Raw genomic sequence first — 20,676 nt, 5'->3', positions numbered from 1 at the left:
CGAGACCCGGCGTCCGCGCGCTGAGGTCATGAGGGCTGCACGCGCAACCCGGCGCTTTGCCTGCGCCAGGCGACGATCCACAGTGCCAGCGCCAGCGACAGCAACACGCCCTGACCGATCACGAAATGGGCGCGCTGGGTGTGCAGCGCGGGAACGGCGACGCCGGCAACGGCGGCATTGATCAGCATCTGGAAGAAACCCTGCACCGAGGCCGCCGTGCCGCGATGATGCGGGAAACAATCGAGCGCGAGGATGGTGAGTGCGGGCATGAGCATGGCCATACCGAAGGCGTAGAACACCAGCGGTCCGACGGTGTACGGGACACTGGCAGCGGTCAGCTGTACCTGGATGAGGTTGAGCACGACCGCTGCCGCCAGCACGCCGAAGCCGATACTGACGATACGCGCGGGCGTGAGGTGATGCGACAGGCGGCCGGAGGCGAACGCGCCCAGCATCAGGCCGCCGACCATGGGGACGAACTGGACGGCGAAATCGTCGGTGCCCAGGCCGAGGAAATCGTAGATGACCGTCGGTGCGCCGGCGATGTAGAGAAACAGGCCGGCAAAGGCGAACCCCAGGCTCAGCACCAGCGGCAGGAACCAGCGGTGCCTGAGCGTCCGCCAGTACACACGTGCCACGGCCAGCGGCTGCACCGACTGGCGTTGTGATGCGGGCAGGGTCTCGCGGATCCGCAGCGTCATCCCAAGCAGCAAAGCGCCGAACAGGCCCAGGAACCCGAACACACTGCGCCAGCCGTAGTGATCGTGGAGCCAGGCACCCAGCACCGGCGCGATGGCCGGCGCCAGTGCGAATACGAGCGTCACCTGTGCCATTGCCCGGTGTGCGCTCGCCGCGTCGTGCGCATCGCGGATCATCGCCCGCCCCGCGATCAGGCCACCGCTGGCCGCCAGGCCCTGCAGCGTGCGCCAGCCGATGAAGGCAGCGGCGCTGTCCGCCAGTGCACAGCCCAGGGATGCGAGCATGTACAGCGACAGGCTGACCATGATCACCCTGCGGCGCCCGTAGCGGTCGGCCAGCGGCCCCCAGAGCAGCGTCGAGGCCGCGAATGCCACCAGGTAGACCGACAGACTCTGGCTCAGCACCGCGCGGCTGACCCCGAACGCCGTCTCGATGTCCGGAAAGGATGGCAGGTAGGCATCGATGGAAAACGGCCCCACCATCGAGAGCAGCGCGACGATGAAGGTCAGGCGGGTGTGGATGCCCGGGCGGGGAGCGTCGGCATCGTGAGGTGAAGGCTGCGGCTGGGTCATGGATAAGAGAGCCTAGCGGTTCTGCAGCGCATTTTCTATGACTGATAATCTGATTGGCTTCTTGTATCCAGGCCCTTTATGCTGTGCCTGGCAAGCGACCGTCAGAACGGTCTGCAAACGAGGAATAGTCCGTGAAATCCCGACTCATCGAGTTGCTGGTCGTCGTATTGATCGGCGTCATGCTGGCCACCAATCCCACCCTGGACGACTATGGCGAGCATCTACGCCAGCAGGTCGTAGAGGATACACAGGGCAAGGATGAATTGAGCAGGGGAATGGCATCGATCTTCGGCGGGCTGGCCGGCACCATGCTCACCAACCTGAGCAAACGCAGCAACTACCTGCTGTTCAGCCATTTCGAGACCGACATGAGCCCCGATATCTATCACTGCATCGGCGTGCTGGGCAATTTTGTCAATTGCGGCAAAACACCGGCGGCGCAGGTCCACGGGGGCCATGACGAATGAAGCCAGCGTAGCAACAGCGTCCTTGCCTGTTACGACGGTAGGCCGCTACCGCCTCCGACCGACTGACCAGCGCAGCATCGCACCGGGACCTGGCGGCTGCGGCTGCTGGCATCATTGCTTTGACTTGATATCGAGCGTTGCAGGACGCAGATGTGAACGGATGCGGTCGCAGATTTCCTGCGTGCCTCGATTCAGCCAGCCGAGGTCGGATAGCTGCGCGCCTGCTCCGACTAGCTGGCCGGCGGGGTCGTAGCGAAGTTCCAGCAGCGCCCGCTGACATTGACGTTCCCAGTAGGAGCGCGTCCCCAGTGATCCGAGATTCATCGCTTCCCAGCCGGCTGCGGCCAAGGGCCACCACAGCGGATTGTCGTGTGCCGGTGGATGATAGCCACGATCGAAGTAGTAACGAACGGTTGTGCCGTCCTCGGTCAGCTCACTGCTGTCAGCCTCAGGCCCGAGCCTGGCCTCTATCTCGGCCCGGGTCATCCCGATCTGCAGCCAGGACAGATCCGTTGCAGGAATCCCGCAGGTTTGCTGCAGCGCAGAACACCCGGCGAGGGCTGCAATGAACAGCAGAATTGCGAAAAATCTCACCCTCTGTGTTTGCAACGAAGACAGTGACAGACAGGAATCAGGGTGCAGATCTCAGTTGCTCCCCAGGCGTGCATGCATGGAGAACGGCCCCGCCATCGGGCACAGCGCGACGCTGCAGGTCAGGCGGGTGTGGCTGTACGAATAGAAGGCAACGTGAAGTGAATACTGCATCTGGCACATGGGTGGCAGAGCCTAGCGATTCTTCGGCGCAAATACCACACCTTAGGAATCCGGATGCTGACCTGTAGCGCGCCCTTCAGCTGGCAGGGGCTTTGAATACAAACTCGTTCATCTTTCTCAGCTTATTCGACTTTACCAGCCGGAACCCGTCCCTGGAAAAAAACCTAACGACCTCCTCGTCCTTGGCAAATTCGAATGGAAAGCCGCCAAGCCAGTCGATCCAGTCATAGTACATGGACATGCCCCGCTGCTGCATTTTTTCCCGGTAACGGGCAAACGGCGAACGCAGCTTGAGCAGATCAAACAGCAGCCCCTTCACGACGAAGGCCGGAACAAAGACGGTGATCACGAGCAGTTTTCCTGCCGTGCCGCCGTTGTAGATGCGCTTGACCTTCCACCAGGCCCTGGATTTCCAGCCCTGATCGTCGTAAATCGCAATAAACAGTATCCCGTCATCCGCCACGAGCGACTTGACATTCTCCAGGGCCGCCCACATCTGGCCAGTGTGGTGCAACACGCCCCAGGAATAGACAATATCGGACTTTCCCAGTCCGGCAAGATAAGCCGTATCCAGCGCCGAGCCCTCATCGATGCGCCAATGGTCATCGTGACGGAAGAAGGTCTGCTTCAATGACCTGGTGCAGGCAACCGAATCCGGATCGAAATCGAATGAGTGCACGATTGCGCCCAGTCGTCGAGCAGCCAGGCTGAACAAGCCGCTGCCGCAACCGACATCCAGGAATGTCAGGCCGGTCATTGATTCAAGGCCCAGCATTTTCCGCAGCGAATTCTCTGCCTCCCTGATCCGGGATTCATCAAGGATGGAAAGGAAGGCATTCCAGTTCCTGCCGAACTCGAATCGCCTGCCATTGGCAATCTCGCTACCCCACTCGTTCATTCCGGTTCCTCCAGTTGCGATCAGTTCCGACGACGCCATGGTAGGTTGCGCATAGACGCGTACCTGCTTCGAATGACCCTTGAGATCAGGTTCCCGTGGCCGCACTGGGCCGGGCATCGAAGAACCGGCGTCTGTCAGTGTCGCGACAGGCATAGCGGCTTGTTACAGTTGCTGCGTGGTGCGGGGTTGTTCTCCTATGCTGCCAGGACCGCGTCGCCAGTCCGGGTGCACAAAATATCGTTACCGTTTGAGAACAGGGTAATGAATGCAGGTTGTGGTGTACAGAATACTTGTTGTATCAGATGTACTAGTTATTACGCACTAATGCGTTTGTATTAGAACCTATCTCATACTTCCCCGTGGCAGCCACCCTGGCGATTTTTGCGCCTGGCAAGGCGCGGCGCGCGCGGTGTAGCCATAGCCACATGGAAGAGCCGGAACACGGCCAGGCGCATAATCGTCCGGTCCCAAGGGGTTGCGACCGAAATCCCGTCCTCTCGTGTTGCACCGCCTGCCCGTACAGTACGTACTGTGCTGTGCGTTGCGCCTTGCGCTGTACAGGGATGTACGAGTGCCGCGTGAGGCAGGAAGCCGGCAGCGGCCAGTGCCGGATTTCAGTCAGCAACGCGGCTCGTGCGGGTGTATGAGGTAGGCCCTAGTCGCTGCATGAAGTGGGGTCCGCAAACGCTCGCCGGAGTCGGGCGTCAAGCCTGTGCCGGGTCGGGCGAGCCTGCCGCGTGGATCTGCATCGTCCCGCTGAGTTAAGCCACGGGCATCTCAGCAATTGAAAGGACTGATTCCCACCCAGCGCTTTTGTTCGAAGTGAATCGATGGAAATTCGATCTCTTTACCGTCGAGGACAAGGGACGGACTGAGCAAATCGAATATCGCCGGCAGCGGGTCTGCGGAATTGATTTGTATATGAAACCTGGATATCCCCAGTCTCTCGGGTGGCGCGATATAAGGATCCACCGTCAGACGGCCTATGCCTTCCGACTTGTAGGCGATAACCGATGTGGCGTCATTAGTCTCATGCCGCTCGACATCTCGAATCCTGAACCGCGTCGACGTGAAATGCAGCTCGTTCCACGAATTGCCGGAGAAAAACAGGGCGATCTGGTGCACGTGCCCGCCATTGTCGGCCCATGCCCTGACATGCAGGCGGCCGCCATTCTGCGGCAGAGCGAAATCAATCATGTAATCGGTAGGAACGCAGCGCGGCCTGACCAGGGCCCCACCGTCGACCGTTGGGTAATAGTAGGCGACGGAATTCGGCACGCAACCAGCCAGCGACAGCATAAACAGCAAAGACAGTAACGTTGCAGGATAAACGAAAGTAACCGGGTACATTTTACACAAGCGAAAATTTATCCGGCCACTTATTTGTACTCATCGGAGCACTGCAGTGTGGCACGGTTCCAGCCGCCTGCCCGCTCGTGACACTGATGGACCAGCACGAACTGGAGAGTGTATGAACCAAGGACCAGCATTGCCCCGAGCACGATAAACGCGGCAGATTCCCTGGTTGCCTCAGGGAATGTCAGGATACCCTTGAACAAGCCGATACCGAAAGACAAAGCCGCGAGTCCGAAACAAAGATGTTCTATGGCCCGGCGTGCCAATCCCAGGGAATACGGGTTTGACGGACTGACTGCAGCCCATGCGTGATGAATGGCACTATTCAGAAAAAGCAATGCCACGATGATGAATGCGAGCAGCGCGCCCCACCGTAGCAGCCGACGCAATACCGATGGTTGTGCAGTAACGCTCATCTTCCCTAAAGCCTCACCTCGAACCCACTGATCGCGATCCGCAGGACCTCGTCGATCCGCCCCACCGGGATGAAGGTCAGCGCATCTCGCACCTCCCCCGGCAGTTCCTCCAAGTCGGCCGCGTTGTCCTTGGGCAGGATCACGCGCTTGAAGCCGGCGCGGTGCGCCGCGAGCATCTTCTCCTTGATGCCGCCGACCGGCAGCACCAGGCCGCTCAGCGTGAGCTCGCCGGTCATGGCGATGTCATCGTGGATGGGGGCGCCGGTGTAGGCCGAGGCCAACGCGGTGGCCATGGTCACGCCGGCGGACGGACCGTCCTTGGGCGTGGCGCCGGCCGGCACGTGGATGTGCATGCCGGACTTGCGGATCAGCTCGGGATCGATGCCGAGTTCCGTCGCCTGTGACCAGATGTAACTCTGCGCGGCGCGCGCGGATTCCTGCATCACGCTGCCGAGCTGGCCGGTCAGCGTGAGTTCCCTGCCTTCCGGCAGCATCACGGCCTCGACGTAGAGCACCTCGCCGCCGGTCTCGGTCCAGGCCAGGCCTGCCACCACGCCCGGGATGAGCTCCGCACGTTTGCCCTCGCGCGCCATGCGCGGCGGCCCGAGATACTCGGTGATGAGATCCGCGGACAATGTGACCGGCTCGGCATGACCCTCGGCGATGCGGGTGGCGACCTTGCGCACGATGCGGCCCAGCGCGCGGTCGAGCGAGCGTACACCGGCCTCGCGGGTGTAGTTGCGGATCACGAAGCCCAGCGCGGCGTCGTCGATGATGAGCTGTGCGGGCGCGACGCCGGCGTTTTGCAGGCTGCGGCCGAGGATATAGCGGCGCGCGATCTGCAGTTTTTCCGCCTCGCTGTAACCGGACAGGCGCAGCACCTCGATACGGTCGAGCAGCGGCGCGGGAATGGTGTCGAGCGTGTTGGCGGTGACGACGAAGAACACGCCGGACAGGTCGAACGGCTGGTCGAGGTAATTGTCGCGGAACTCGTTGTTCTGCGCCGGGTCGAGGATCTCCATCAGCGCGGCGGCCGGATCGCCCCGGAAGTCGCGGCCCAGCTTGTCGATCTCGTCGAGCATCAACAGCGGGTTGTTCACCCCGGCGCGGCGCACGGCGCGGATGATGCGCCCGGGCATGGCGCCCACGTAGGTGCGGCGATGACCGCGCAGCTCCGCCTCGTCGTGCAGGCCGCCCAGGCTCATGCGCTCGAAGGTGCGGCCCAGCGCGCGGGCGATGGACTGGCCGAGCGAAGTCTTGCCGACGCCGGGCGGGCCGACGAGGCACAGGATGGGCGCGCGCGCCTGCGGATTCAGCTTCATCACCGCCAGGTGCTCGATAATGCGGTCCTTGACTTCCTTGAGGTCGTAGTGATCCGCATCCAGCACCGCGCGTGCGCTTACCAGGTCCAGCTTGTCCTCGGTGCGCTTGGTCCAGGGCAGGTCCAGCACCAGGTCGATGTAACTGCGCGTGGTCTGGTAGTCGGGCGCGCTGGCGGACATACGCTCCAGTCGGGAGAGTTCCTTCTCGATCTCCTGGCGGATGGTTGCGGGCAGTGCGGCATCGTCCAGGCGTTCGCGCAGCGCGGCGACCTCGGCCTGCTCGGGCGAGGTCTCGCCGAGCTGGTTCTGGATCTCGCGCAGCTGCTGCCGCAACATCATCTCGCGCTGCTCCTTGCCCAGCTTCTCTGACACCGCGCTGGAGATCTGTTGCTGGATCTCCAGTACCTGGATTTCATGCTTCAGGTAGTCCACGATCAGGCGCAGCGCCTCGAGCTGGGTATTCGCGGCCAGCAGCTGGTACTGCTTGTCGATGCTGATGGAGACCAGCGAGGACAGCACGTAGGCCTGTTCCACTGGCTTGTCCAGGTCTGAGACCAGCTGCTTGAGGTCGATCTGCATTTGCGCGGGTCCGAGCTCCAGCATGCGCGCCGCCTGCTCGAGCATGGTACGGTGCAGGGCCTCGACCTCTGAACCGGTGTCCTCCGGCTCGGGCAGGTAAGCGGCCTGGCATTCCAGAAACGGCGTCTCGCCGGTCAACACCTCGCGCTCGATGCGCCGGCCGGCCTGCAGTATCAGGTTGATCGTACCCTGGGCCCGCTGCATGCGCTTGATCACGCAGAGCGTACCGACCGCGTACAGATCGCCCTCCCCCGGTTCCTCGACACTGGCGTCGCGCTGCGTGAACACGGCAATGCGCTTGTCTTCGGTTGCGAGCGCGGCCTCGACGGCGGCAAGCGAGCGCGCCCGGCCCGCTGTCATCGGCATGACCATGTGCGGAAAGATGATGCTGTTCTTGAGCGGGAACACCGGCAGGATCAGCGACGTGGCATGGGATTCGGTCGTCATGGCCGTTACTCCGTGTCGTGCAGGTAGATCATGAGCATGCCGTCGCGATACTGCATGCGCATGGCGGTGGCAGGACCGGGTAAACGGATGCTGCGACGGAACCAGTCGTAGCTGATTTCCATGGACAGGTATTCCCGCGCCTCGGCGATGCACAGGTCACGGCGCCGGCCCTCAATGACCAGCCGGTCGCCCTGCACTTCCACGCGCAGATCCTGTTCGGCCACACCGGCCAGCTCGACCTTGACCAGCCAACCGTCAGCGCAGCGGTATACGTCCGCGCGCGGGTACCAGCCACTGCGTTCGTAGAGCGTCATGTGCATATCCTGCAAGCGCCGCATTCCATCCCGCCTTTATCATACCCCAGTGCGCAGGGTTTGCAGCCAGCCCCGGGCGGCCTGGAGGAGCGGCCTCGCCCTGGCTGTATCACGCGCCCGTAGGAACGCAGGCATGGCCGCTGCGGGCTGCTATGCCTGCCCGGGCCGCGCACCTCCCTATGCATCGCGCGAATACCGCTGGCATGCCGTGCGCGGACGCGGTCCGCGCCTCTGGGTTATGATAGCGGCATGGAAACCGAGACCATCCGTTACGTGAAGATCTGGTCCGGCTGGTTGCGGCTGGCACACTGGCTCATCGCCGGCGGGGTGCTGTTCGAGCTGGCCAGCGGCTGGGCGCTGGCGCACGATGCAATCGACCCGGGCTTCTGGTATGACTGGCACATCATGATCGGCCAGCTCACCGCGCTGGCAGCGCTGCTGCGCGTGATCCTGCTGTTCGTCCCGGGCAGCAGCCACTGGCGTGCCCTGCTGCCGAACCGGACCGACCGGCAGGCGATGGCACAGATGCTGAAGTTCTACCTGAGCCTGGCGCGGACACCGCTGCCGGCGTGGTACGCCCATAACCCGGTCTGGAAGCCGTTCTACGCGCTGAACCACCTGGTGCTAGTGGCCTGCGTGGCGAGCGGCTTTCTGCACGGCACGCCATGGCGGCTGTTCGGCCAGGCACCCGATACACTGCATACCTGGCTGGGTGTCTGCCTGGGGCTGTTCGCCATAGCGCATGGCATCGCCGTGTTCCTGCATGACCTCAAGGGCGACGGCGCACTCGTCTCGGCCATGATCAGCGGTGCGCGCTACTTCCATGTCAACCGCGCGGGCGAGGATGCGGTCTTCGGCCGGCGCATCCAGGTCGAGGTCGACATCGAGACCCTGGGACGGCGTCAGCGCACGGATCAGAACCGGGACAGGCCGGGTTGAGGTAAGCCGCGCCTGCGCGGACAGGGCCCGCCCTGCAGGCCCGGCCAAGCAGCGCGGGGCGGGTGCCTCAGCAATATTACGCGCCTGCAGGAGCCCAGGCAGGGACGCTGCGGGCTGCCATGCCCTCGCGCGGCACGCCCAATCCTTGCGCTTCGCGCGTATACCGGTGGCAGACCGTGCGTGGACGCGGCCCGCTCCTGCAGGCATTGCATTGCATGGTGTGGGAGTTTGCGCATGCGCTCCATGCCAGGCGGCAGCACATGCGCACCCTGACGAAAAAAGCCCGGTGCCTGTGGCACCGGGCTTGCGGGTGAACACCAGCGCACCGTCAGGCGCGGCTGGCACTGCCAGCGGCTAGCCGCCGAGCTTGATGCCCAACTTCTCGATCACCTGTATGGTCAACCCGCCGGTCGGCAGCCCGTTCTTGCGCTGGTAGGCGTCGATGGCCGACATGGTTGCGCCGCCCAGCACGCCGTCCGCCACGCCCGGGTTGTAGCCGGCCTTCTGCAGGCCTTCCTGGATCTGGATTACCAGGTCACGCGTGGTGTTGGTCTCGCACAGCACCTGGCGCCATTCCAGGCGGGCATCGGACACCTTGCTCTGCTTGGTGACCATCTGGTGCTTGGCCGGGATCGGGATACGCTTCTCGGCGGCGGCGGAGACCAGCTTTTTCATCTTGATGGTCTTGAAGGTCGCCGGCACTTCCACCTTCTTGATGGTGGCCGGTTCCTTCACCACTTCCTTGGAGACGGTCTTGAACTTTGCCGGCACCTCCGCCAGGCAGTAGGTACGGCCGGTCGGCTCACCCTCGCCACCCATGCCGGAAAGACTCCAGCTGACCTTGGCATCGGACACCTTCACGTGCTTCTCGACGGTCTGGTACTCGGCCTCGATCGGCGTGCGGTTTTCGGCAGACGGCTTGACCAGCTTCTGCACGCGCACGGTCTTGTACTCGGCGGGGATCTCTATCTTCTTGGTGGTCGCCGGGGTCTTGAGCACGCGCTTCTCGATCTCGGTGTACTTGGCCGGCACCTCCACCAGACACATGATCTCGCCGGTGGCGTTGTCGATGCGCTCGTTCAGGCCACGGCCGTTCTTCCAGGTCGTGTAGGCGGGAGACTCGAGCACCTGCTCAGTGACCACGTCGTACTCGGCGGGGATCTCGACGATCTTCTCCGAGGCCTCCTTCACCAGCACCTTTTCCTCGACCCACTCGAACTGCGGCTCGGAGGTCGTGATCTCCTCGGCGGCTGCGGTCTTCAGCAGTTTTTCGGTCTTGGTCTCGAACTTCGCCGCCTGGTAGAACTCGTCGTAGCACTGGCCCGGCTGGGCGGCTGACGGCAGTCCGAGCGCGAGCGCCATGGCGAGGTCGCGGTCGCCGACATCCTTCGCCTTGTCGCCGGGGCCGGTGCGCCACACGGTATGGGCGGGTTCGATCTCGATCTTTTCCTCGACGGTTTCGTACTTGGCCGGTACCGCGATCAGCTTTTCGGATGCCTCCTGCACGGGCACCTTGACCTCGGTCCACTCGTACTTGGCCGGTATGATCTCGATCTTCTCGCTGGCTTCCGCTATCACCACTTCCTCGTCGACGGTCTTGTACTGTGCCGGTACCATGACCTTGGCATAGCACTCGCCGGGACGGGCGTTGGCCGGCAGCAGACCGGCGCCGCCCCCGGCTGCCTCCTCCGCCGCCTGCGTCGGTGCAAACAGCATCGCTGCACCCGTCGCAGCAGTCACGGCGACGACCGCCGCCAGTGTTGAAAGCTTACGCATTTCCATACTCAGGACCTCGCTGGTTTTTCTGGATTGAATCATCTGCTGGCAGCCCGCCGGGTTCACCACGGCGCTGGCGTTGTGACAAGCCCCGCTGCCTGCGTGCAGACCGTGTATTGTCGGGGCATAACTATACGGCGACAAATCCGCAGAGTCTAAAATTTGTCAATTCCTGCACGAGATTGTGTCGTCAGCGCGGATGCGGACAGTGATATTCAAGACTGATGGTTATGAGTCTAATCTCATGTTGTTTATTTCATAAAGGCGGAATATTGACAGCCCAAACGCGAGCCTATGTGCCAGTAACAGGACGGCAGGTACCGTTGAAGTGGCTTGCGTGGCCCGCCGCGGGGCCGGTGCGGCGATGCTAGTCGTTCGCCACGACCAGCAGCACCGAGGGCTGGATGCGCTCGGCGAGATCGGCAAGCGGGGCGGTATGTACCGCGATGGCCGGCGCGCTGCTGCCGCGCTGCGGCAGAGGCGCCAGCAGCGCCTGGAGCAGTTCGACCTTGACCGCGTAGCTGATATTGGGCATCACCACCGGCTCCGCCCCCTCGGTGACGGTACCCAGCATCGACGAGACGATACCGACCACCTCGCCGTCCATGTTCAGCAACGGTCCGCCGCTGTTGCCGGGCTGGATCTGCACCGAGGTCTGGTAGCTGCCGGGATCGTCGCGATAACCGTTGACCGAGCTGATGATGCCTTCGGTGAGCTTGGGCGTGCGCCCGAGGATGTCGACGCGCGGGAAGCCGAGGGTGAACACGTCACTGCCGAGCCGGCCCGGCAGCTGCGCGAGCGGCAGTGCAGGCGGCAGTTTGTCGGCCTCGTCGACACGGAGCACCGCCAGGTCGCTGACCGTGTCGCGGACGGCGACCGTGGCATGCAGCCGCTGTCCCGTCATGTCGTAGAGGCTGACCGCCTCGCTATCCGCCACCACGTGGTTGCTGGTGATGGCATAGCCGCCGGCCACCGGCCAGGCGGTGCCGGTCGAGGTGCCGCTGAGGGAATCGATGAAGCTTTCCCTGGAGCCCAGCACGCTCGCGGCCGGCGTCTCCCGGCGTTCGAAGTCGGACAGCATCGCGCTGGCTTCCTGCAGCCCCTGCCCGGCCGCCTGCGCGAACCAGAAGCGTGCCTCGGTGTTGTCCTGCGGCACGCCGCGCCCGGCGACGTACATCAAACCCAGGTTGTACTGCGCCGCGGCATGGCCGTGCTCGGCCGAGCGGCGGTACCAGTGCGCGGCCTCGACCGGATCCGTCGCCACGCCCTGTCCGACGTCATACAGGATACCGATATTGAGCTGGGCATCGGCGTTGCCCGCATCCGCCAGCGGCAGCCACAGTTGCATGGCGCCGTTGTACTGACCGGCCTGGTAGGCGCTCCAGCCGCGGGCGAAGGCGTCGTCGGCGAGCCCGGATGCGGTGCAGGTAGCGGCGCACAGGGCCAGCAAGACCAGTCCTTGCCATGCCATCCGGGATGTCTGTCTGCGCTCCATGACTGTCTCCGGCGTATACGCCCCGGCGTTGCCGCGCCCGCACGCCGGGCGCGCCGATTGCTCCGGTAGTTAGCATAGCGGCACGCCGAAAGCCGACTTGAACCCCGCCCGCCCGCCGCAGCGGCGATGGCACAGGGGCCGCTCGGGTATACTGGCGCGACACCCGCCGGGACCCGATCATGCCGCCGCTACCCGCTCCACATGCACTGGCCGTACTGTTGCTGACCGCGCTCGCGCTGTTTCTGTTCACCCGTGATCGCATCCCGCTGGAGACCTCCAGCCTGGCAGTGCTCGTGCTGCTGACCGTCGGCTTCGAGTGGTTTCCCTACCGCGATGCGCAGGGCACGCTGCACACGGTCGAGTTCTTCAGCGGGTTCGGTCACGAGGCGCTGGTGGCGGTGTGCGGTCTGATGATCGTCGGCCAGGGGCTGGTGCGCACCGGCGCCCTGGAGCCGGTCGGCCGCCTGCTCTCGCGAATCTGGCTGCACAGCCCGCGGCTCACCCTGCTGCTGACCCTGGTGCTGGCCGGCCTGCTCAGCGCCTTCGTCAACAACACGCCCATCGTGGTGCTGCTGCTCCCGATCCTGGTCAGTGTCTCGCTGCGCGCCGGCACCAGCGCGTCCGCCATCCTGATGCCGATGGGACTCGCGACGCTGGTCGGCGGCATGGCGACCACCATCGGCACCTCCACCAACCTGCTGGTGGTGAGCGTGGCTGCCGAGCTCGGGCTGCGGCGCTTCGCCATGTTCGACTTCTTCCTGCCGGCCGCGATCGCCGGCAGTTTCGGCATCCTCTACCTGTGGCTGGTCGCACCGCGGCTGTTGCCCGAGCGCGAGACCGCGCTGTCCGACACCTCGCCGCGCATCTTTTCCGCGCACCTGAATATCGTCGCGGACAGCTACGCAGACGGCCGCACGCTGTCCGAACTCATCGAGAAGACCGGCGGCGGGATGCGTGTGCAGCGCATCCAGCGCGGCGAGAGCGTGCTGCTGCCGCTGCCGGATGTCGCCCTCCATGCCGGCGACCGGCTGGTACTGGCCGACACCCCGGCGCAGCTCAAGGAATACGAGCAGGTGCTGGGCGCCCTGCTGTATTCCGGCGAACGCGCGGTGGACGAGGAGCACCCGCTGGAGGCCGGCGACCAGCAGCTGGCGGAGATCGTCGTGGTGCAAGGGTCGCCGCTGCTGAACCGTACCCTGAACGCCAGCCGCTTTACCGACCGCTACCAGCTCGCCACGCTGGCCCTGCATCAGGCCGGGCGCCGGCTGCACACGCTGCGCAATCACATCGGTGACATCCGCCTGCAGGTCGGCGACATCCTGCTGGTCCAGGGCGCACGCGAGCAGCTCGCGCAGATCAAGCGCGCGGGCGAGCTGCTGGTGCTCGACGCCACGGCCGACCTGCCTTCCACCGACAAGGCACCGCGCGCCCTGCTGATCATGGCGGGCGTGATCCTGACCGCGGCGGTCGGCCTGCTGCCGATTGCGGTGAGCGCCGTGGCCGGTGCCCTGCTGATGCTGCTCACGGGCAGCCTGGCCTGGCGCGATGTCGGCAATGCGCTGAGCAGCGCGGTGATCATGATCGTGGTGGTCAGCCTCGCGCTGGGCATGGCGCTGACCCGCACCGGTGCGACCGCCTGGCTGGCGGACCTGTATCTCGCACTCACCGCCGGGCTGCCGCCGCACGTGATCCTCAGCGGGCTGATCCTGCTGATGGCCCTGCTCACCAACATTGTCTCCAACAACGCCGCGGCGGTGATCGGCACACCGGTGGCGGTAGCGATCGCCGAGGGCCTGGGACTGCCGGCCGAGGCGTTCGTGCTCGCGGTACTGTTCGGCGCCAACATGAGTTACGCCACGCCGATGGCCTACAAGACCAACCTGCTGGTCATGAACGCGGGCGGCTATACCTTCGGCGATTTCATGCGCATCGGGCTGCCGCTGACCCTGATCATGTGGCTGGCGCTGAGCTGGCTGCTGCCGCGCCTGTACGGCTTCTGAGGCCACCCCCTTCCCCTCCGCCGCCGGGAGGCTAGAATTCAGGGTACAGGCTGTGCGGAGGATGACCGCATGAAGATGATCAGTGCGATGCTCGCCCTGTTGCTGTGGCTGTCCGGTCATGGTGTGCTGGCGGCGCCGCCGCCGGGAACGGCGTATAGCACGTCACTGGCGCCGGCTGCGGGTCGCTTCCTGGTCGCGCAACGAGGCCTGCGCGGAGAGTATTTCGGCCATACCGTCGTCTATCTGCTGCAGCACGATGCCAGCGGCAGCGTCGGCGTGATCGTAAACCGTCCCCTCGGCATGAAGGTCGCCGAGGTGCTGCCGGACACGGAACACGAGGATATCGGCGCCTCCCCTGTCTACAGTGGCGGCCCGGTGAACCGGCGCATCATGGTAATGCTGTTCCGGGGCAACTACCCGACGGAGCTGGCGCTGCACGTCGACGCGGACATCTACGCCAGCAGCAACACCGCCATCCTGGCGCGCATGATGTCAGAGCACAAACCCGCGCACGAACTGCGCATGTATGCCGGCCAGGCCGGCTGGGCGCCGGGCCAGCTGGCAAGCGAACTGGAGCACGGTTCCTGGTTCGTGACCGAGGGCGATCCGGATATGCTGTTCGCGCCCGATGCCGGCGATTTGTGGAACCGCCTGATCGAACAACTGGATCCACCGGGCATCCTGGTCCTGGAACAAGACCGGCCGGCGGCGAGGCTATAGCGGCGCCTCCTGGATCAGGACCCGGGTACCGGCCGCGACCCGTTCGAACAGTTCAATGACCGCACTGTTGCGCATCTTCACGCAGCCGTGCGAGGACGGCACCCCCATCGTGTCCTCGTCCGGGCAGCCGTGGATATAGATATAGCGGCGCATGGAATCGACATTCCCCAGGCGGTTGCGGCCGGGTTCCAGGCCGCTCAGCCAGAGGATGCGGGTGAGCATCCAGTCGCGCCCCGGGTGTGCGGCCTTCAGTGCCGGGCTGTAGATCTCGCCGGTCGGGCGCCGGCCGACAAACACGGTGTCCGGCGCGCAGCCGGCCCCGATCTTGGCACGAATGACATGCCAGCCGCGCGGCGTGCACTCGCTGTGGCGGATCTCGCCCGGGCCGTTGGCCGCGGTGGACACGGCCACGTCCATGACGACCGCGCCGTCCTGGAGCAGCTGCAGGCGTTGTTCTTCGATGCTGACCCTGATGAATGCTTCGGTGGCGGCCATGCCGGGATTATACGGCAAGGACCGTTCACTCCGCTGTGCCGTCATGGTTTCTGGTCACCGCGGTCAGTGCGTCGTAGTTGCCGTCGCCGGCGAGCCGGTAGCCGCCGATGCCGCTGCGTGCGGCGTAGACGTGATCCTCGTACCACAGCGGGACATACGGCAGCGTATCCAGCAGCCGCGCCTGCACGGCACGATAGCCCGCCCCCTGTTCCTCCAGCGTGCCGCCCCGTTCCGCCGCCTCGATCAGCCGGTCGGCTTCCGCGTCGTCGTAACGGCCGCGGTTGGCACCCGCCGGCGGCAGCGAACCGCTGTGAAAGGCATAGCGAAAGATATCCGGGGTCTTGATGCCCACCCACATCAGGCTGTAGAGCTGGAAATTGCCGGCCTTGATGTCGCCGAAAAACGTGCCCCAGTCGTAACTCTTGAGCTGCATCCGGATACCCACGTCCGCCAGCTGCTGCTGGATGATGGTCGCGATGCGCAGCCGTACCGGGTCGGTGGAGGTCTTGTACACGAGCTGCAGCGGCCGCTCGGGGCCATAGCCCGCCTGGCGCAGCAGCGCGCGGGCGCGTTCCGGGTCGAACGCGAGCGGCTGCAGCCCGGGATGGCCGGCCCAGTGTTCCGGTGGCAGCAGGGCCGCCGCCGGCCGTGCCGCACCGCCGAGCACATGGCGCATGATGGCGGCGCGATCGATGGCGTGCGCGACCGCGCGCCGTACGTCGGGTTCCGCGCTGCCCGGCGCCCTGAGATTGAAACCGAGATAGGCGAAATTGCTGCCCGGTCCACGCACGACGGTCACGCCCGGTTGCCGTTCCAGGTAGCCCAGCAGTTCGGCCGGCAGGTCGTTCTGCAGCAGGTCGATCTCGCCGCGCAGCAGTTTCAGCACGCGTACCGTCGGATCGTTGATGCGCAGGAACTCCACGCGCTGGCCGTCTGCCCGCCGTTCCAGCTGCAGGCGGCCGGGCTCCGGCCAGTGCGTGAGGCGGAACGGCCCGCTGCCGAGCGGTGCCGTGCTGAACGGCGCGCCGGCGGCGATGCCGCGCGCGGGCAGTATGCCGATCACCAGGTAGCCCGGGAACAGCGGGTCGGCGTGATCGAGCGTGAAATCCAGGGTGTCGGGATCGAGCACGCGGATGGCGCTGATCAGGCGCAGCGTACCGGCGTGCGGCGAGCCGCTGTCCGGCGCCAGGATGGAGCGATAGGTGGCAGCGACATCCTCGGCCTGCAGCGGCGTGCCGTCGTGAAAGGATTCCCGTGCGGGATCGAGATGAAAGCGGTAGTGGCGTGGATCGAGCTGTTCCCAGCGCGCCAGGTCCGGGACCGGACGCACCTGCTCATCGAAATCCACCAGGCGCCGGTACAGCAGGCGGTTGATGCGCGCCGAGGTCGCATCGGTGGCATAGCGCGGATCGAGGTTGTCCGGTGCGGCGGCCAGACCGAAACGGATGACCTCGTCGGGTTCCGGTGCGCACGCCAGCAGCGCGAGCAGCAGGGGTAGAAGGATCGGCAGCAGCCGGCGCCTGCTAGTGTGCATCCCGCCGCTCCAGCTCCAGGCGCAGGCGTACGCGCAGGCGGCGAAACGTCGTGGCGTCGAGCATGTCCGGCAGGATGACCTGGTAGCGGCGCGTGCGACCCGGTCCCGCGAGTCGCAGGATGACCAGCCAGGGCTGCACGAAGGCCTGCCCGCACAGCGCTGCCTGCGCCACCGCGCCGTCCCGGCGCTGCAAGCGGCACTGGCGCTCCGCCTCCCAGGTCACGATCTGCAGGCATGCCGCCGCGGTGCGGCTGACGTGGCGCGGCCAGTACCAGACGAGACTCAGCAGGAGGGCGACGGTGAGCAGGACAGTGAGCGGCAACGGCAGCGGCGTCAGCGACAGCGTCAGGCCGGCGCATGCGTGACCCGCAAGCAGCCAGGCAGCCATACGGCGCGAGGGTCCCAGCTCAAGCCGCAGCGGTGTCGCGTATGTCCCGGACAAGGCGCGCGATATCCCGGTCGGCGGGCACCATGCGGCCCATCAGCAGCTCCAGCAGCACGCTGTCCGGGTATGCCAGCAGGACGTCGAGCAGCTGCCGCTCGCGTGCATCCAGCGCCGGGTAGCGCGCAGCGAGAAAGCCGCGCAGCAGCTCGTCGAGCTCGCGCATGCCGCGCCGGCACTGCCAGGCCACGCGGTTGTAATCGGCCATGCCCGGATCCGGCATCTGCATCAGGTGCTGCGACGGATCATCAGTTCCTTGATCCGGCCGATGGCGCGTGTCGGGTTCAGCCCCTTGGGACAGACCTCGACGCAGTTCATGATGGTGTGACAGCGGAACAGCTTGAACGGTCCGTCCAGGCCGGCGAGCCGCTCGTCGGTGGCCTGGTCGCGGCTGTCGGCGAGGAAACGCCAGGCCTGCAGCAGCGCCGCCGGTCCGAGGAACTTGTCCGGGTTCCACCAGAACGACGGGCAGGACGTGGAGCAGCAGCCGCAGAGGATGCACTCGTACAGGCCGTCGAGCCGCTCGCGCTCCGCCGGTGACTGCAGCCGCTCCACCTCCGGCACCGGATCCTTGTTGATCAGGTAGGGATCGACAGCGCGGTACTGGCGGTAGAACTGCTGCATGTCGACGATCAGGTCGCGGATCACCGGCAGCCCGGGCAGCGGGCGGATGCGAATCGGCGTGCCGAGCGAGAACAGCGGCGTGATGCAGGCCAGCAGGTTGCGGCCGTTCACGTTCATGCCGTCCGAGCCGCACACCCCTTCCCCGCAGGAGCGGCGGAAGGCGAGCGTCTCGTCCTGCGCCTTGAGCATGAGCAACGCGTCGAGCAGCATCATGTCACGGTTGAGTCTACCGTCGTCCAGCTCGAAATCCTGCACGTAGGGTGCGCGGTCGGTCTCCGGGTTGTAGCGGTAGATGCTCAGTTTCATGGCGCCCGTCCGTTCAGTAGCTGCGCGGCTTCGGCGGGAAGGATTCCACCGTCAGCGGTTTCATGCGCACCGGCTTGTAGTCGATGGCGTGGCCCTGCCTGTGGTACAGGCTGTGGCGCAGCCAGTTGACGTCGTCGCGCTCCGGGTAATCGATCCGCGAATGCGCGCCGCGGCTCTCCCGGCGCGCCTGCGCGGACACGATGGTGGCTAGCGCCACATCCATCAGGTTCTCCAGTTCGAGCGCCTCGATCCGGGCGGTGTTGAAGACCTGGCTGTGATCGCGCAGCCGCACGTCCTGCAGGCGCGCCTGCAGCGCCAACACCTTTTCCACACCCTCACTGAGTACCGCTTCCGTGCGGAACACGCCACAGTGATCTTCCATGGTGCGTGTCAGCTCCCGGCGCAAGCTGTCGACGGACTCGCCCGCGCCCTGCTGTTCCCAGCGCGCCAGCCGGGCCAGGGCCGGTTCCAGCACCTCGTCGCGGAACGGCCGGTGATAGCGGTTCTCGCCGAGGTATTCGATGATGCGGTTACCGGCGGCGCGTCCGAACACAATGATGTCGAGCAGCGAGTTGCCGCCGAGGCGGTTGCCGCCGTGTACCGACACGCAGGCGCATTCGCCGGCCGCGTACAATCCCGGCACCGGTTCCTCCGGGCCGTGATCGATCGGCGCCACGACCTCGCCGAAGCGGTTGGTGGGTATGCCGCCCATGGTGTAGTGCGCGGTCGGAAACACCGGCACCGGCTCCACGCACATGTCCACGCCGGCGAAGGTCAGTGCCATGTCGCGGATGGCCGGCAGGCGCTGCTTGATCAGCGCGCTGTCGAGATGGTGCAGCTGCAGCAGCACGTGGTCGCGGTTCGGGCCGCAGCCGCGCCCTTCGCGCACCTCCGTCACGATGGCGCGGCTGACCACGTCGCGGCTGGCCAGATCCTTCGCGTGCGGGGCATAGCGCTCCATGAAGCGTTCGCCTGCGGCATTGACCAGATAGCCACCCTCGCCGCGTGCCCCCTCGCTCAGCAGCATGCCCTTACCGGCAATACCGGTGGGATGGAACTGGAAGAACTCCATGTCCTGCAATGGCACGCCGGCACGCAGCGCCATCGCCATGCCGTCGCCGGTGTTGATGAGCGCGTTGGTGTTGGTGCGGAAGATCTGGCCGGCGCCGCCGGTGGCGATCAGCGTGGTGCGCGCCGTGATCACCAGCTGTTCGCCGCTGGCGATGTCGAGCACCAGCGCGCCGAGCACGAAACCCTCGTGGTCGGTGAGCAGGTCGACGGCGAAGTACTCGTCGAAGAAGTGCGTGCGCGCGCGGATGTTCTGCTGGTACAGCGCCTGCAGGATGGCGTGGCCGGTGCGGTCGGCCGCGGCGCAGGTACGGGCGGCCTGCTCGCCGCCGAAATGCATGCTCTGGCCGCCGAACTGGCGCTGGTAGATGCGGCCATTGTCCAGGCGCGAGAACGGCACGCCGAAATGCTCCAGTTCGTACACCGCCTGCGGTGCGGTACGGCACATGTACTCGATGGCATCCTGATCGCCCAGGTAGTCGCTACCCTTGACGGTGTCGAACATGTGCCAGTGCCAGTTGTCCGCGCGCACGTTGGCCAGCGCGGCGTTGACGCCGCCCTGGGCGGCGACCGTATGCGAGCGGGTCGGGAAGACCTTGGACACCACGGCGACGTGCGCCTCGGCCTGCGACAGCTGCAGCGCGGCGCGCAGCCCGCCGCCGCCGGCGCCGATGATCAGGGTGTCGAACTGGCGCTGCGGGATCGGCATATTCAGCCGCTGATCACGATCAGCACGCGCATGGCCCAGAGGCCGCAGCCGATCAGCAGGAAGGCGATCGCGGTCAGCACGGTGAGCCGCAGGCCGAGGGGGTGGACATAATCCAGCGTGACGTCGCGCAGTCCGACCCAGCCGTGTACCAGCAGCGCCAGGACGAATCCCGCAGCCGCAACCGAGACCGGCGGGTGCGACAGCCACGCGCGCCAGGCGAAGTAGTCCGGCCGCGGATTGAGGGCGAAGTGCAGCAGGACATAGACCAGGAAACCGGCGAGATAGACGGCGCTGACGCGCTGCAGCAGCCAGGTGCGCAGGCCGTCCGCATGCCGGCTCACAGGACCCACCACAGATACAGTGCCGCTACGCCGATGCCGGCGCCGTTCACCAGCCAGGCCGAGGTGCGTGCCTGGCGCAGCCCGACACCCGCCTCGAGGTCGATGAGCAGGTAGCGGATGCCCGCGAACAGGTGGTGGAACAGCGACCAGACGATGATGACGGAGGCGAACCGGAAAGCGCTGGACTGCAGCAGGCCGGCGGCACGCGCGAAGCCGTCGGCATCCCGCAGCGACAGGTCCAGCAGGTACACCAGCAGCGGCAAGGCCAGGCTGAGCAGCACGCCGGCAAATCGGTGGGCGATCGAGGTCACCGCACCGACCGGGAAACTGATCCGGAACAGGTTGAGATAGACTGGAGCGGGTCGCCGTGGGGTCATGTGTCG

General features: G+C 65.5%; 21 protein-coding genes. 4 read left to right on the top strand and 17 right to left on the bottom strand.

Annotated elements, in window-relative coordinates:
- Positions 1–26: 26 nt before the first annotated feature.
- Positions 27–1,271, bottom strand: coding sequence for a multidrug effflux MFS transporter (locus tag R3F42_00850; protein MEZ5540570.1), 1,245 nt, complete (start codon positions 1,269–1,271; stop codon positions 27–29).
- Between the two features lie 131 nt (positions 1,272–1,402).
- Here R3F42_00850 and R3F42_00845 point away from each other — a divergent pair, with 131 nt between their 5' ends.
- Positions 1,403–1,738, top strand: coding sequence for a hypothetical protein (locus R3F42_00845; GenBank protein MEZ5540569.1), 336 nt, complete (start codon positions 1,403–1,405; stop codon positions 1,736–1,738).
- 111 nt (positions 1,739–1,849) lie between these two features.
- Here R3F42_00845 and R3F42_00840 read toward each other — a convergent pair whose 3' ends face one another.
- The 6 genes from R3F42_00840 to R3F42_00815 all read right to left on the bottom strand — a co-directional run bounded on the left by R3F42_00840 (position 1,850) and on the right by R3F42_00815 (position 7,844).
- A complete protein-coding gene (locus R3F42_00840; protein MEZ5540568.1) occupies positions 1,850–2,224 on the bottom strand; it encodes a hypothetical protein in 375 nt (124 codons plus the stop codon).
- A 364-nt stretch (positions 2,225–2,588) separates the two neighbouring features.
- Positions 2,589–3,410, bottom strand: a complete 822-nt coding sequence (locus R3F42_00835) for a class I SAM-dependent methyltransferase (GenBank protein MEZ5540567.1) — start codon at positions 3,408–3,410, stop codon at positions 2,589–2,591.
- Between the two features lie 777 nt (positions 3,411–4,187).
- Positions 4,188–4,760, bottom strand: a complete 573-nt coding sequence (locus R3F42_00830) for a hypothetical protein (protein ID MEZ5540566.1) — start codon at positions 4,758–4,760, stop codon at positions 4,188–4,190.
- Positions 4,761–4,789: 29 nt separating this feature from the next.
- Positions 4,790–5,182 (bottom strand): hypothetical protein, encoded by a 393-nt coding sequence (locus R3F42_00825; GenBank protein MEZ5540565.1) that lies wholly within the window; start codon positions 5,180–5,182, stop codon positions 4,790–4,792.
- Positions 5,183–5,187: 5 nt separating this feature from the next.
- Complete coding sequence (gene lon / locus R3F42_00820; GenBank protein ID MEZ5540564.1) at positions 5,188–7,530, bottom strand: endopeptidase La; 2,343 nt, start codon at positions 7,528–7,530, stop codon at positions 5,188–5,190.
- A gap of 5 nt (positions 7,531–7,535) precedes the next feature.
- Positions 7,536–7,844, bottom strand: coding sequence for an Hsp20/alpha crystallin family protein (locus R3F42_00815; protein ID MEZ5540563.1), 309 nt, complete (start codon positions 7,842–7,844; stop codon positions 7,536–7,538).
- Positions 7,845–8,093: 249 nt separating this feature from the next.
- On the opposite strand from R3F42_00815, the gene R3F42_00810 reads away from it, so the two are divergent.
- Positions 8,094–8,783: a cytochrome b/b6 domain-containing protein gene (locus R3F42_00810; GenBank protein ID MEZ5540562.1), complete on the top strand. Its 690-nt coding sequence runs from the start codon at positions 8,094–8,096 to the stop codon at positions 8,781–8,783.
- A gap of 354 nt (positions 8,784–9,137) precedes the next feature.
- On the opposite strand, the gene R3F42_00805 is transcribed toward R3F42_00810, so the two are convergent.
- Together R3F42_00805 and R3F42_00800 are read right to left on the bottom strand one after the other, a co-directional pair.
- A complete protein-coding gene (locus tag R3F42_00805) occupies positions 9,138–10,559 on the bottom strand; it encodes a peptidoglycan-binding domain-containing protein (protein MEZ5540561.1) in 1,422 nt (473 codons plus the stop codon).
- A 367-nt stretch (positions 10,560–10,926) separates the two neighbouring features.
- On the bottom strand, positions 10,927–12,054 hold the full coding sequence (locus tag R3F42_00800; GenBank protein MEZ5540560.1) for a tetratricopeptide repeat-containing serine protease family protein: 1,128 nt from the start codon (positions 12,052–12,054) through the stop codon (positions 10,927–10,929).
- Positions 12,055–12,233: 179 nt separating this feature from the next.
- On the opposite strand from R3F42_00800, the gene R3F42_00795 reads away from it, so the two are divergent.
- On the top strand, positions 12,234–14,054 hold the full coding sequence (locus R3F42_00795) for an SLC13 family permease (protein MEZ5540559.1): 1,821 nt from the start codon (positions 12,234–12,236) through the stop codon (positions 14,052–14,054).
- A 69-nt stretch (positions 14,055–14,123) separates the two neighbouring features.
- Positions 14,124–14,774, top strand: a complete 651-nt coding sequence (locus R3F42_00790) for a YqgE/AlgH family protein (GenBank protein MEZ5540558.1) — start codon at positions 14,124–14,126, stop codon at positions 14,772–14,774.
- On the opposite strand, the gene R3F42_00785 is transcribed toward R3F42_00790, so the two are convergent.
- From R3F42_00785 to sdhC, 8 genes are read right to left on the bottom strand one after another with little or no spacing between them, the layout of a single operon-like run.
- A complete protein-coding gene (locus R3F42_00785) occupies positions 14,769–15,269 on the bottom strand; it encodes a L,D-transpeptidase (protein ID MEZ5540557.1) in 501 nt (166 codons plus the stop codon). The genes R3F42_00790 and R3F42_00785 overlap by 6 nt on opposite strands.
- Positions 15,270–15,294: 25 nt before the next feature.
- Positions 15,295–16,803, bottom strand: coding sequence for an ABC transporter substrate-binding protein (locus R3F42_00780; protein MEZ5540556.1), 1,509 nt, complete (start codon positions 16,801–16,803; stop codon positions 15,295–15,297).
- Positions 16,793–17,191: a protein YgfX gene (locus tag R3F42_00775; GenBank protein ID MEZ5540555.1), complete on the bottom strand. Its 399-nt coding sequence runs from the start codon at positions 17,189–17,191 to the stop codon at positions 16,793–16,795. The genes R3F42_00780 and R3F42_00775 overlap by 11 nt, the downstream gene beginning before the upstream one ends.
- 19 nt (positions 17,192–17,210) lie before the next feature.
- Complete coding sequence (locus R3F42_00770; GenBank protein ID MEZ5540554.1) at positions 17,211–17,453, bottom strand: succinate dehydrogenase assembly factor 2; 243 nt, start codon at positions 17,451–17,453, stop codon at positions 17,211–17,213.
- Positions 17,454–17,473: 20 nt separating this feature from the next.
- A complete protein-coding gene (locus R3F42_00765) occupies positions 17,474–18,175 on the bottom strand; it encodes a succinate dehydrogenase iron-sulfur subunit (GenBank protein ID MEZ5540553.1) in 702 nt (233 codons plus the stop codon).
- A gap of 13 nt (positions 18,176–18,188) precedes the next feature.
- Positions 18,189–19,952: a succinate dehydrogenase flavoprotein subunit gene (gene sdhA, locus R3F42_00760; GenBank protein MEZ5540552.1), complete on the bottom strand. Its 1,764-nt coding sequence runs from the start codon at positions 19,950–19,952 to the stop codon at positions 18,189–18,191.
- 2 nt (positions 19,953–19,954) lie between these two features.
- A complete protein-coding gene (gene sdhD / locus R3F42_00755; protein MEZ5540551.1) occupies positions 19,955–20,293 on the bottom strand; it encodes a succinate dehydrogenase, hydrophobic membrane anchor protein in 339 nt (112 codons plus the stop codon).
- The gene (gene sdhC, locus R3F42_00750) at positions 20,290–20,670 is read right to left on the bottom strand and encodes a succinate dehydrogenase, cytochrome b556 subunit (GenBank protein MEZ5540550.1); all 381 of its coding nucleotides are present in this window, start codon (positions 20,668–20,670) and stop codon (positions 20,290–20,292) included. Before sdhC ends, sdhD begins: the two co-directional genes overlap by 4 nt.
- Positions 20,671–20,676: the final 6 nt, after the last annotated feature.

The organism is Pseudomonadota bacterium (assembly GCA_041395565.1).
In the GTDB taxonomy this organism is placed as follows: domain Bacteria; phylum Pseudomonadota; class Gammaproteobacteria; order UBA9214; family UBA9214; genus UBA9214.
Note: the sequence above shows the minus strand (reverse complement) of the source record. Positions and strands in the feature narration are given on the sequence as shown.